Consider the following 13,039-nt stretch of genomic DNA (forward strand, 5'->3'; position numbering starts at 1 on the left):
AGAGTCTTTTAATTCACTGTTTCTAATTTACGCTATATTTTGCACATAGGACATGATAGCCGCTTGTGCATTTTTGCTGTCTTCCCATTGCAGGGCTATAATATCTTTCAGCTCCTGTTGTAGCGACGGGTCATATACTTTGGTACATACCTCTATACGCCGGTGCAGGTTTCGGTTCATCCAATCTGCGGAGCCCATATATACCTCTTCTTCGCCATTGTTATGGAAAATGAACACCCGGGGGTGTTCCAGGTAGCGGTCTACAATCCTTATTACTTGTATGTTGCGGGCTTCCGGTGCGTCTGGTACGAGGCAGGAAATACTTCTTACTATCATTCTGACTTCTACGCCAGCCTCGCTGGCTTCATATAGTTTGGCGATCATGCTTTTCTCCTGCAGGTTATTCAGCTTGATGGTGATCCGGGCCGGTAATCCGGCCCGGACGTTCGCAATCTCGCGATCTATCAATGCAGAGAAGCGGGTGATCATATTAAACTGCGCCACCAGCAGGTGCTCAAACTGCAGGAACCTGTACCCGATGGGTTGTTCGCGGCTTTGCAGGTAGAGGAACAACAGTTCCATCTCGCGGGTGATGCCTATATGGGAGGTGAACAGCACGTGGTCGGTATAGAATCTTGCAGTGCTTTCATTGAAATTACCGGTGGCCACAAGACCGGAATAATCCCAATGGTAGCCATACTTTCTCTTTACCAGCGCCGTTTTAGCGTGCACTTTCATGCCGGGAATGCTGTAGATGATCTTTACACCGGCTTCTTTCATCCGCTTGGACCAGCGGATGTTATTGGCTTCGTCGAAGCGGGCTTTCAGTTCCACGAAAACAGTTACCTGCTTGCCGTTACGGGCAGCGCTGATCAATGCCTGTGCTATCTGTGAACCGGAGGCGATGCGGTATAACGTTACATATATTTCCTGTACGGCCGTGTCAGTAGCGGCTTCGTTGAAGAAGCGCAGCACAGGATCATATTTGTGATAGGGGAGGTGCAGCAGCAGATCCCTTTGCTGGATAAGGTCCAGCAATTTATCAGTTTTGCCGGCCAGTACATTTTGTACAGGTAATGCTTTCGGATATACGGCGCCCGGCAGTTCTGCAGGCATTGGCAGGTCAGCCAGATCTTTCAGGTTGTGGTAACGTCCTCCTGGTACCAGCTCATCGTTTGTTACATCAAACTGCTTTGCCAGGAAGTGTAGTAATGGCAGGGGAATGCGGGCGTCGTACAAAAACCTGGTAGGCACGCCGAGCTCACGCTTACGGATCAACGTCTCTACCTCTTCCAGCACGTCGCCTTTGATTTCATCCATGTCCATTTCGGCATTACGTGTGAGTTTTACACTGTAGCTGCCAAGGATGGTATAACCTGGGAACAGATAATCCAGGTGTGCGCGGATGGCATCATCGAGAAATGCTATGGTAAACGTATTATCATCTGAAGGAAGTCTGATAAAGCGTTTCAGTGTAGCCGGGATATTGATGATCACATAATCCCGTTTCCCGTTGTCAGACTCTGGCGCCAGTGCCACAGCAAGATAGAGGGCATTGTTTTCCGGGAAGAAAGGTTGTCGTCCCAGCCATACAGGTTGGAGGTAAGCCAGGATGGTGGTCAGGAAATACTCCCTGGTAGCATCTTTCAGTTGCTGACCGGGTTCCTGGTTATAGATGAGTTGTATATTGTTTTTTTGAAGATCGGGTATGATGCTGCCGGTAACTATCTTTCCGTATTCTTCCTGTTGCCGGTTAATTTCCTGCTGTACCAGGCGAAGGGTGTCGCTGGTAAGTGCTTCATCATTGCCGGCACCGGGATCTTTCTCCAGCACGCGGTTGATAGCCAGTATGGCGGGCATGCGCACCTTGAAGAATTCATCGAGATTGGAAGAGAATATAGACAGAAACTTGATTCTTTCGTATAGGGGTACCTGTTGGTCTGCGGCCATCAGGAGCACCCTGTAGTTAAATGACAACCAGCTGAGATCGCGGTTATATAAAGGAACATTCATGAACTGTTAAACTTTTACCGGGAAGAAAATGGCAGCTATAAGAAATGCCAGCACAGAGGCTGTCAGGCCAAACATAAAGATGTTATAGGATATGCGCAGCAGTTTATACTTCTGGCCAAGTACTACACCCAGGTGATAAACGTCTTTGGTCATACTGCCATAGAGGAAGTCTGCATCATCCATCATCTGCCTCATTCCCCATTCATATTCGTCCAGTTTCATTTTGTGGAAGTTGCCGAAAAACAGCAGGTTCGCGTCTTTGCGGGCAATATCTTCGCGGGTGAACTTACCGCTGGTTACATTGGGCCGGGTGGCCAGCACCGAGAAAATAACTGTACATACGGATGTAGTCAGGAACAGCACAGATGGAATGATCATATTGGGATAGTCTTCCAGCCGGCGTATCAACACACTTAGTATAACTGAGATGATGATAGAGTTCACTGAGATCATGATATGTGCTTTGCTGTCGGCCATAGAACTAAGCCTGATATGGTTGGTAGACGTAATCCGGAACATAGTTTCCACGCCACGATCCGGCTTCTTCAATTTCTTTTCCTTATCTTTTTTAATCTTCTCCACGGCTGTAGGCATGGCTACCGGACCTTCACTAACGGTGATGTCTGTATTTTCTTTTTCCGACTTCTTCTCCAGTTTCTTTTTCAGTTTCTCCAGATTTTCTTCCTTCTGTTGTTTCTGTGAGGTTTGGGCGTAGTCTGTCCAGTAATGATGTGAGGTCAGGAATCTTATGTCAGATGCGAGCCTGTCTGTGCTGGTGATCTCTTTATGATAGGTCAGTTCCATTTCCTGTTGTAACAGCTTGGAGCGATCTGTGTATGATTTACTGCCCAGGTGGAACAGATCTGCATCACAAACAATTTGTTCAACGAGTGTTTTCGGCGTCTGGGGCATCTTGGTGGCGAGGATAGCGCCTTTCACCATCTCCTGCACTTTTTCAGATACCTGTTGTTGTTGTAAGAAGCCCACCGCAGCTGCTGCGCCATTTTCTTCATGCATTTTGCCATCGCCCAGCAAGTAACCCATATCATGGAACCAGGCTGCAACATATACAGCTAGCAATTCGTCGTCTTCGAGCCGGTAATGTGCTGCAATCTGCGCAGCAGCCTGCACTACCTGCTCTGTATGTTCAACATTATGATACACCAGGTTAGGGTGTGGATGCTGCTGATATTCGTTTATCACATAGTCACGTGCGGCATCAATTATAGTGCTGTTTTGCATAATGATACTGTTATTCGTATTTCCTTGTTGAAAGTTACTGCATTTTTAAGTTAAATTTATGCCATAAAGTCGCTGTATGAAGCTTCTCCCCCTCTTGATTCCAATTTTATGCTGCCTGTCATGTAATTATTATAGCGACAGGGAACAAAAAGTCTATTCTTCACCGGCAGGCTATGATCTGAAAGAACCTGTGCGTTATCGCGTCCGGGAGTCGATGCAGGAGATTTCCGGCATTGAGTTGTTTCCTGATGAGCATAATATCATTGCTATTAACGACGAAGAAGGAAAGATATTTCAGATAGATGTATCGACCACCAGCGCTTATCCTTCCCGGAAGTTTGCCAAGGACGGCGATTATGAAGACGTATGCCGGACAGACAGTGGATGGTTTGTACTGAAGAGTAACGGTTCTCTCTATGAGATTCATTATCCTTTTACAGACAGTATTTCCAGTACGCATTATAAGTTGCCGAAGGAAGGCAAACGCGAGTTTGAGACTACCTATTACGACAAGGGGCGGAATAGTATCGTGATGATCTGTAAGAATTGTGCAGATGATAAAGAGTTGGGAATAACCAGTGCCTATAGCTTTAGCCTGGCTACCCGCACCTTCGATTCTGCGGCCACCTATCATTTCGATGCGCGTGAAATAGCCCGCCTTGCCGGCTCTGATATGCGCTTTTTCAAACCTTCTGCGGCTGCTATTCACCCGATAGAAAAGAGGCTGTACATCGTCGCTTCTGTCAACGGCCTGCTCGTAATAGCCGATCTGAACGGCCATGTGCAGGAAGCATACAATCTTAAACACCGATTATTTCTTCAACCGGAAGGACTGGCTTTTGCACCCAACGGCGATATGTATATTTCCAATGAGGGCGGCTACGACGGCGTAGCCAATATTCTTAAATTTACCTACAAACCCAGATGATCAGGAGAGCCTTTTTATTTTTAGCCATATGCTTGTGCGGGTATAGCATTGCCGCGCAGACGCCTGCTGTTGTAAAACGTATTATACTCATCGGCGATGCCGGCGAACTGCACAGCAACGGCCGCAACCCCGTTGTAGATGCGGTACGCAAAGCCTACGACCTTCAGGACAGCAGGAACACCGTTCTATTCCTGGGTGATAACGTATACCCGGTGGGGTTACCTGATTCAGCGGCAGCCAGCTATCCTACCGCAAAAGAGATCCTCGATTATCAGGTGAATCTCGTACGCGGTACCAACAGCAAAGCCTTCATTATCCCCGGCAATCACGACTGGCACAAGAGTAAGCCAGACGGCTGGGAGGTAATCCGCAACCAGCAACGGTATGTTGATTCCCTACACCTGGACAATGTGGATTTCCTTCCCAAAGACGGATGCCCCGGCCCTGTGGAAGTGAAGCTATCAGACAGCATCACATTGATAGTCATGGACAGCGAATGGTGGGTATTCCCCTATCAGAAACCAGGACTCGAATCTTCCTGTGATTGCAAAGACAAAGACGAGATCCTGACTAAGCTCTCCGAAATCATTGGCCTCAACCGCAATAAACTCATCATATTTGCTACGCACCACCCTTTCCGCAGCTACGGCATACATGGCGGTTATTACACAATCAAACAACACATATTCCCGCTCACTGACCTGAGACCCTGGCTGTATGTGCCTTTGCCGGTGATCGGTTCTATCTATCCTATCGCGCGTGGCGTGTTTGGCACTCCCGAAGACCTGCCCAATCCTAAATACCAGGACATGGTGAGAAGTGTGGAAAAAGCAATGGAACCACATGGCCCGATTGTATTCGTGTCTGGCCATGATCATACCTTACAGCTGATCAAAGACAAACAGAATGCTTACCTCGTAAGTGGCAGCGGCGCCAAGAATAATCGTGTGAAGAAAGGCCGGAAGTCCCTGTATGCCACCAGTGCCAATGGTTTTAGCGTAATAGAAACATTGGCTGATGGTACGGTGCGTGCACAATATTTTCTCGCAGATAATGTTTCAACACCTGCTTACAGCAATACCCTGCTTCATATGCAGGACGTAGCAAAAGGCGGACTTGTTTATACAACACCGGCATCGTTACCTCCTTATATAACGATGTCTGCTGATTCACAATACAACAAAGCAAACGGGGTTCACCGCTTCCTGCTTGGCGATAATTACCGTAAGGTATGGGCTACGCCGCTGCGTTTCCCGGTGCTGAATCTTACTACCGAAAAAGGCGGACTGAAAGTTCTGCAGCGTGGTGGTGGTAAGCAAACGCATTCCCTGCGTCTGGCAGACAGCTCCGGCACTGAGTATACCATGCGTTCCCTGAAGAAGTTTCCGCTGGCGGCCATTCCTGAGCAGCTGCGTGAAACCATTGCCCGCGATGTGGTACAGGACCAGATCTCTGCATCGAATCCTTATGCACCGCTGGCTGTGAAGGTATTAGCTGAAGCTGAGGGAGTGCCGCATACGCATCCGACTTTTGTATACCTTCCTGCGGATACCGCGCTGGGAGCCTTTGCCAGCGCATACGCCAATGATGTGTATCTGTTTGAAGAGCGTGAACCGGTAACCGGCGATAAAGACAAAACCTACAATACACAAAAAGTACTCGCCAAAATTCAGGGGGACAACGATATTCATGTAGACCAGAAATCTGTGCTGCGCGCACGATTATTGGATATGTACATCATGGACTTCGATCGTCATGATGACCAATGGCGCTGGTATAAAGAGAAACATAAAGGACAGGAGTATTACTACCCGATTCCCCGCGACCGCGATCAGGCTTTCTTTGTGAATGAGGGTGTGTTGCCGCGCATGATGTCGCGCCACTGGATACTTCCGGGTATTCAAGGTTTCCGCGACAAAATTCCTGATATTACCGGTTTCAATTTCGCCGCCCGTTATTTCGACCGTTCATTTATGAATGAGCTGGATGAGAAAGACTGGAAGAAGCAGACGGAGAAGTTTTTGAGAAAGATGACCGACAGCGTGATAGATGCTGCTGTGAATGCTTTCCCCGATACGGTAAAATCAATGGTTGGTCCGATGATGCGTCATCGATTAGATGTGCGCAGAAATGTACTGGAAGTGAATGCCATGAAGTACTACCGCTTCCTTGCAAAGGGTGTAGACGTTCCGGGTACAGAGAAGAATGAACTGTTTACTGTGGAAAAGCAGTCTGGTGGCGCTGTTGAACTCAATGTTTTTAAGATCAGCAAGAAAGGAGAGATAGAACAGAACATTTACTCCCGTGTATTTGATCCTAAAGTGACGAAGGAGATAAATGTGTACGGACTCGGGGGTAAAGACCGTTTTGAAATAAAGGGAGATCATGGCACACCTATACGCATCCGTCTGATCGGTGGTAAGGATAAGGACATTTACATCGACAGCAGCACTGTAAAAGCAGGCAAGCGGATACGCATCTATGATCAGAAAAGTACAAAGGACTCTTTTGCACTGAGCCGCAATGAACAGCTGCGTTTATCCAACAATCCGGAGAACATCAGTTATAACCGTAACGCCTTTCAGTACAATAAAACAATGCCTATGATCGCCGCTGCCTTCAACCGCGACGATGGCCTCTTACTGGGGCTGGGCATAACGGCCACCAGGCACGCTTTCCGCCGTGAGCCTTTCTCTGCGAAACACACATTTACCGCTGCACATGCACTGGCTACCAGGGCGTGGAACTTCCGTTATGAAGGCGAACTTACTGATGTAGTTGGAAAATCAGACCTGTTACTACTGGCGAGAGCCAAAGCACCTAACAACACCATCAACTTCTTTGGCCTGGGTAATGAAACGGTGTTTGATAAGAGTGGTGGAAAAACTATTTCCTACTATCGTGCGCGCTTTAACCTTTATACCGCAGAAGCCTTGCTGAAAACAAGTTTCGGTAATCACTTCTACGTCGCCTACGGACCTACTATCAATCACTACGCATTTAATAAAGATGAGAATGACAATCGTTTCATCACCAATTTCCCGGTGAATAAGCTGGATTCCGCCAGTATCGTCACCAATAAATACTATGCAGGCGCAAAAATTACCGCAGCAATTGATACACGTAATAATAAGATCATTCCTACACGAGGTATCCTGTGGGCTACTACTTTAACAGGCAATAAAGGGCTGAGTGGCGGTAGCCGCAACTATATGCAGTTACAGTCAGATCTCAGTCTGTACCTGAGTTTCCGCGATCCGGCCAATTTTGTCATTGTAAGCCGTTTCGGGGGCAGCAAGATATGGGGTGATTATGAATACTTCCAGGCGGTGACTATCGGTGGCACGCAGAATCTGCGTGGGTTCCGTAATTTCCGCTTCGCCGGTTCGGCAGGAGCGTATAATAATACTGAAGTGCGCGTAAAATTGTTTGATCTGAAAACGTATGTGCTGCCTGCGGCTGTGGGCTTGCTGGCCTTCAATGATGTGGGCCGCGTGTGGGTAGATAATGAAGATTCAGGCGTATGGCACGATGGATATGGCGGAGGTATTTTTGTAGCGCCGGTCAATGCGCTGATTATTACCGCCGTGGTAGGCCATTCCCGGGAAGAAACCATTCCCTACGTAACGTTGGGCTTTAAATTTTAATGGCTTCTCCCCGGGGTGGGATTAGTTTTCAAGGTTTACTTTTACACGGAGCGCCTTGAGACCACTCACACCCTGTAACTCTTCCAGGTCAAGCATTTCTACCTCGGGGAGAAGTACGTTCTTGCTTTGCAGGAAGGAAATATATTTTCTGAACTCTTCCATTTCACGCGCATACGAATACACCATTGCTATAGTGCCAGGCTGGGTAAGCCTTTCGCCGGTATCTTTCACGTGCACTTTATCAATACGTTTCTTAATGATCTCATAGCGGATGTTGTAAGCACCTTCCACATCAAACCTGCGTTCGTCGTTACGGAAGCTGATGGTGATAGGTGTGCTGTGCATGAGTAGCATCTGCGTGGTTTGCAGTGGCACTTTCAGTTGCGGCGACAGTTTATGTGTGAGCTTTGCAATATGCGCCATTGATGAAAGCTGCCACAAACGCAGGTTGCGGAGGTAGAGCTGATCGAATTTCTTTTCGTTGGAAATAGACTGACCTATGTAAATCGTATACTCGATACCGTCGGTACGGTATTTCTCAAAATAACAGGGGAAAGATTGTTGTATATATACTTTCTCCTTTTCCAGATATTGACTGATGGCTGTATTCAATGTAGACAGACTGGCTTCATATTCTCTCCGGTGATGGAACACATGTCCCTCTGATTTGTCGATCTTCGAGACGTAGTTCTCCAGCACAGGTTTCAGCGATTCGCTGCCTTCACACAGGTGTTGCAGTATAGGCTGTATCTCCTGGTCCATGAATTCATTTATCTTCAGGTCTTCACCAGCCTGAAGGTTGTCGCTGAGGTTATGCAGGAAGTCCTGTGTTTTAAACTGCAGTTCTTCCAGCAGCGGAAGGTGAATCTCTTGCTGGATAGCCTCAATGGTATCACGGATCAGTTCCAGTTGTTCCTGAAGGTCTTCGCGGATAGCGTTGCCCTGTTGCACTGAGGAGTTGCGTATATCAACAGCGCCGTACAGCGGGTAAACCTCTTCGAAACTGATATTTTCAATATCCTTTCGTTCTTCCTCCGGCGTTAGTAAGTATTGCCATGCGGCATCATTGAACTTCCATTGAACAGAAGTTTGCAGCGCTGTGAACTGGTCTTTGATCACTTCATTCAGGCGGCTTTCCAGGATATCCATGCTTCTGTTCAGCATCAGCACCACCAGGGGGTACGTGCTTTCCAGCTTCCACAGGGGCTCCGGCGATAATGCATTCACGGTAGATGAGGCCAGTTCCAGGACGCCCAGTATTTCCTTTTTGTGCATGATAGGAAAGAGCACAAAGCTCCTGATATTCTTCAGGGGCAGGAATTTGAGGAACGGATAAGGCGCTACCGTTGTTTCATTGACATCCGGCAGGATAAGTGGCGACGGGTTATCGGCCATATATTCCAGCATTTGCTGGAACAGGTGTTGCAATTGCTTCTGGTTGCCTATTCCCAGTATCGGATCGGCGTTGGTGAACTGATCTTCCAGTACATTTTTGCCATTCACTTTGGGGAAAGGCACTACATGTGCGGTAATGTCTTTCTTTCCGATTACGGTTGGGATCATTTTCTCCAGCTCTCTGTAGCTGTCGGCCTCGTTAGAGGCGCCCATGTTCATGACCAGTGCTTTGATATTGTTGAGTATCTCAGACTGCGTAACGTCTTCCACCGTCCAGATCACAAAGCCTTCCAGGGAGAACAAATCAGGTGGGATGATCTTCTGCAGCGCTTCCGGAGAAAGCTTATAGGCGCAGCACTGGCTGTAGTCCAGCTCAGGGAGCTCGCCTTTTACTTTTACGTCTACGAAGCGGGGATCAATGTTCACTTTCACATAGCGGCGTGTGCCTTCAGGTGTATCTATCGGATGAATAATATCATTCAGATAGTTGATCGGATAATTATACACTCTGTCCAGGATCAGTTTGTAGAGCCAGGCGAGTTTATCCTTTTTGATCTTTGCCGCTGAAACGCCTTGCGGTACGGCAGCGAGCTGCTGCCCGTTGTCTGCGAACAGTTTTTTGAAGAGATCCGAATAATAGAATATAGCGAATTTGAAAGGCACCCCGATACCGTAGATGTCCTTGGAAGGATCTGCGGTAATAGGGAATATAGCGGCGATGAGGAGGTCCAGGTATTCCTTGTATGCAGAGAGATCTGCATCAAAAGGAATAGGCTCCAGCGCTTCCTGGTGGCTTTCAAATTTTCTTATAACGAGCTTATAAAATGTCGAACGCGGATCATCGTCATTCGCGGCTTTTTCCTTCAGAAAGCGAAGGAAGGGCACAAATGATATATTTGATTCTATCAACCTTTCATCGTCAAGAACGGTGTGGTGTGCAGTTAATACTTTCATACTCAAGCTGTCCTTTTGTTGCCAGCAAAAAATCTTTATATCACAATTACAGTAAATCAGTGCAGGAAACAGGTAGGGGGTACTATTGGAGACGTAAAGGTAAGACGGATATTTTAGATTCGGTGTTAAGCTCTCCGGTTATTTACCGCTGCATTACAGCGCATTACGGCAAATAACCGGAGAATTATGTTTCTTTTTCTGAAGTGGTTGACTTACAGTTCTATCTGGTTTTTCAATAAATCTTCGAGCGTATCCCTTTTGCGGATCAGCTGCGTTTTACCGTCTTTTACAAGTACCTCCGCCGGTTTCAGGCGGGAATTAAAATTGGATGACATTTCAAAGCCGTAGGCGCCAGCGTTATAGAACACCAGGAAATCGCCTTCGCGTACCTCGTTGATCTTCCTGTCCCAGCCGAAGGTATCAGTTTCGCAGATGTTACCTACCACGGTATAAATGCGCTCGGTACCTTTAGGGTTGGAGATGTTGCGGATCAGGTGGAATGCATCGTAGAACATAGGCCTGATCAGGTGATTGAAGCCAGAGTTCACTCCTACAAATACATTGGCTGTGGTCTGTTTGATCACGTTGGCTTTTACAACAAAGTAACCGCACTGGCTTACCAGGAATTTTCCTGGCTCAAACCAGAGCTGAAGCGGACGGGAGTAGGTCTGGGAGAACCTGTTGAAAGCGTCGCTCAGTTTTTTACCCAGCAGCTCGATGTCAGTCTCCGGATCGCCTTGCTGGTAGGCCACTTTGAAGCCGCTGCCCAGGTCGATGGATTCCAGGTCCGGGAAGTGCTCCGTCATTTCAAACATGATTTCAACGCCGCGCAGGAACACATCTACATCCTTGATCTCGGAACCCGTGTGCATGTGCAGGCCGGTTACCTTCAGTTTGGTAGATTTCACAATCCTTTCGATATGACGCATCTGGTGGATGGATATACCGAATTTGCTGTCGATATGGCCGGTAGAGATCTTGAAGTTACCCCCTGCCATGATGTGCGGGTTGAGACGGATGGAGATCGGGTAGCTGTCGCCGAACTTGTTGCCAAACTGCTCCAGGATGGAGAGGTTGTCAATATTGATGATCACGCCCAGGTCTTTGGCTGCAATGATTTCCTGCAGATCCACGCAATTGGGCGTAAAGATGATATTCTTAGGTTCAAAGCCGGCTTTGAGGCCCAGCTGTACTTCCTGAATGGACACGGTGTCCAGGCCACAGCCAAGAGAGTTGATGTACTTCAGGATGTTGATGTTGGTCAATGCCTTACAGGCGTAGAAGAAGCGGGTGTTAGCCTTCTGAAACGCCTTCTGGAGCTTTTCATATTGAGTTTTGATCTTTTCGGCATGGTAGATATATACCGGTGTGCCAAATTCTTCTGCGACTTTCACAAGGAAATCGGCAGCAAGTACGTCGCTTTGTTTAGGCATTGATTTACTCCTTGATTTAAGAATGAGTTGGCAAAATTACTACGCAAAAGTGAAAAAGTATAGAAAAGTGCAAAATAAGGAGAGGGAGGGGGGGAAATGTGACAGGATTGATTTGGGGTAGCCTAGAAGGTTAATGCAGGCTATTGACTCAAGCCTGCATTAACTCAATAAAATCACAGTACTTGCCTGTTCTTATAGTTCTCTTTGGCAGGTATAACCGGTTGAAGAATCACCTATTTCACAGTAGTTGCTACAGCATTGTACATTATCATTACATGCTGCGCGGAGTGGGAGGCAACTAAGAATCGCCTGGGAATTACCTCCTAAAATGTCTTTTTGTTGAGTCCGGGTTAATGCGCCAACAGCATTCAGCTTTACAGCTTTTAATTTGAGTGTTTTCATCTTTAGTGGTTTAAATGTTATACAATAATTCCCCTACGTGCGTGGGATTCGCGTGAGTTAACGAGGATCTTATTTTGTTTTCTGTTACTGGCGGGGGTATCCGCATCTGAACGCCGGGAATTCACAATTCATAGAACAACAGTCATAGTCATGCATACAGGGTTCTCCGACAATACGGCAATCGGTGTCTTTGGCGTTTCCTCCCTGTATTTCTTTCAGCTGTTTTCTGGTAAGCGCGGGAAGCGAGCAGAGCTCTTTCGTTGAAGATAGTTTTTTCATAATATGTGGAATTTAAGTGAAAACCGGGTCTATCCTAATATAACCAATAATGGTAGTCGTTACCTGAATAATATTGGCTTGATAATAATATATCTGTTGCCGTTAGCTGGCAGTTATTCGTAAAATGGCGGGATAAAAGGAAAATTTTCACTTTTTATGCCATTGATTGATAACGGCTTCCGGGATATACGGGGAGTTAATGGCCATACAGAAACTTTCCGTGTCTGTTGTTCTTATGTGAAATACCTACCCTTTGGGGGAATTCAGCGACAAGTTATCCTGTTGTTTTGATCTTGCAGCAAGTGCGCTTTTAATACCTATGAGAGACGAATGAAAGACGAAGGAGAGGTGGACTTGATGACTGGCTGGCACACCCGGCTGTGGCCGGCAAGACAAACCAGTTTTACGAGTTATTCACCCGCTTTTCAAAGAGTGCCAATAAGTTCAAAAGAAATGTATGTATTGAATGTGGCTGGAGCGAAACCACGTTCTACAAGAAAATGAGGGCGGATGCTTCGAAGCCTGGGGGTATCAGTATTGCAGAAGCGGAGAAAATAAGAGACCTGGCCTGGGAAGTACAGCAGGGACTGAAGGATGCGTTATAAAAAACACCTCTTTGTGGAAGAGGTGTTCAGATAAGTTTAGGTTTACCCCATATTGTTTACTGTTACTCGCTTTCCTCATCTCCCCCCAGGAAATTATCAATATTCCTTCTGTCTTTCTTGGTGGGGCGTCCGATTTTACTC

The 13,039-nt window shown here is 47.0% G+C and carries 9 protein-coding genes; 3 read left to right on the forward strand and 6 right to left on the reverse strand.

What is annotated here, in order from left to right; translation table 11 throughout:
- Window positions 1–27 precede the first annotated feature (27 nt).
- Complete coding sequence (ppk1, locus tag VM802_RS19305) at window positions 28–2,013, reverse strand: polyphosphate kinase 1 (RefSeq protein ID WP_325533554.1); 1,986 nt, start codon at window positions 2,011–2,013, stop codon at window positions 28–30.
- A 6-nt stretch (window positions 2,014–2,019) separates the two neighbouring features.
- Entirely contained in the window at window positions 2,020–3,255 is a 1,236-nt protein-coding gene (locus tag VM802_RS19310) for a Pycsar system effector family protein (RefSeq protein ID WP_325533556.1), read from the reverse strand.
- Window positions 3,256–3,331: 76 nt separating this feature from the next.
- Here VM802_RS19310 and VM802_RS19315 point away from each other — a divergent pair, with 76 nt between their 5' ends.
- Together VM802_RS19315 and VM802_RS19320 are read left to right on the forward strand one after the other, a co-directional pair.
- Complete coding sequence (locus tag VM802_RS19315) at window positions 3,332–4,183, forward strand: YjiK family protein (RefSeq protein ID WP_325533558.1); 852 nt, start codon at window positions 3,332–3,334, stop codon at window positions 4,181–4,183.
- Window positions 4,180–7,830 (forward strand): BamA/TamA family outer membrane protein, encoded by a 3,651-nt coding sequence (locus tag VM802_RS19320; RefSeq protein ID WP_325533559.1) that lies wholly within the window; start codon window positions 4,180–4,182, stop codon window positions 7,828–7,830. Before VM802_RS19315 ends, VM802_RS19320 begins: the two co-directional genes overlap by 4 nt.
- A 21-nt stretch (window positions 7,831–7,851) precedes the next feature.
- On the opposite strand, the gene VM802_RS19325 is transcribed toward VM802_RS19320, so the two are convergent.
- The 3 genes from VM802_RS19325 to VM802_RS19335 form a co-directional block, all read right to left on the reverse strand.
- Window positions 7,852–10,179 carry a hypothetical protein gene (locus VM802_RS19325; RefSeq protein ID WP_325533561.1) on the reverse strand — a complete coding sequence of 776 codons (2,328 nt, stop codon included), beginning with the start codon at window positions 10,177–10,179 and terminating at the stop codon, window positions 7,852–7,854.
- A gap of 212 nt (window positions 10,180–10,391) precedes the next feature.
- A complete protein-coding gene (gene lysA / locus VM802_RS19330; RefSeq protein ID WP_325533563.1) occupies window positions 10,392–11,612 on the reverse strand; it encodes a diaminopimelate decarboxylase in 1,221 nt (406 codons plus the stop codon).
- Between the two features lie 486 nt (window positions 11,613–12,098).
- Window positions 12,099–12,293 carry a hypothetical protein gene (locus VM802_RS19335; protein ID WP_325533565.1) on the reverse strand — a complete coding sequence of 65 codons (195 nt, stop codon included), beginning with the start codon at window positions 12,291–12,293 and terminating at the stop codon, window positions 12,099–12,101.
- A 380-nt stretch (window positions 12,294–12,673) separates the two neighbouring features.
- On the opposite strand from VM802_RS19335, the gene VM802_RS19340 reads away from it, so the two are divergent.
- Entirely contained in the window at window positions 12,674–12,898 is a 225-nt protein-coding gene (locus VM802_RS19340) for a hypothetical protein (protein WP_325533567.1), read from the forward strand.
- Window positions 12,899–12,960: 62 nt separating this feature from the next.
- Here the strand turns inward: VM802_RS19340 and VM802_RS32515 are convergent, their stop codons facing one another.
- A complete protein-coding gene (locus tag VM802_RS32515; RefSeq protein WP_524537097.1) occupies window positions 12,961–13,032 on the reverse strand; it encodes a hypothetical protein in 72 nt (23 codons plus the stop codon).
- Between the last annotated feature and the right edge of the window lie 7 nt (window positions 13,033–13,039).

The organism is Chitinophaga sp. (genome assembly GCF_035538455.1).
Classification (GTDB): Bacteria; Bacteroidota; Bacteroidia; order Chitinophagales; family Chitinophagaceae; genus Chitinophaga.

Bases quoted from the DNA above. Each gene is read 5' to 3' on its own strand.
- ppk1 (WP_325533554.1), bottom strand. From the start codon at position 2,013: ATGAATGTTCCTTTATATAACCGCGATCTCAGCTGGTTGTCATTTAAC.
- VM802_RS19310 (WP_325533556.1), bottom strand. From the start codon at position 3,255: ATGCAAAACAGCACTATAATTGATGCCGCACGTGACTATGTGATAAAC.
- VM802_RS19315 (WP_325533558.1), top strand. From the start codon at position 3,332: ATGAAGCTTCTCCCCCTCTTGATTCCAATTTTATGCTGCCTGTCATGT.
- VM802_RS19320 (WP_325533559.1), top strand. From the start codon at position 4,180: ATGATCAGGAGAGCCTTTTTATTTTTAGCCATATGCTTGTGCGGGTAT.
- VM802_RS19325 (WP_325533561.1), bottom strand. From the start codon at position 10,179: ATGAAAGTATTAACTGCACACCACACCGTTCTTGACGATGAAAGGTTG.
- lysA (WP_325533563.1), bottom strand. From the start codon at position 11,612: ATGCCTAAACAAAGCGACGTACTTGCTGCCGATTTCCTTGTGAAAGTC.
- VM802_RS19335 (WP_325533565.1), bottom strand. From the start codon at position 12,293: ATGAAAAAACTATCTTCAACGAAAGAGCTCTGCTCGCTTCCCGCGCTT.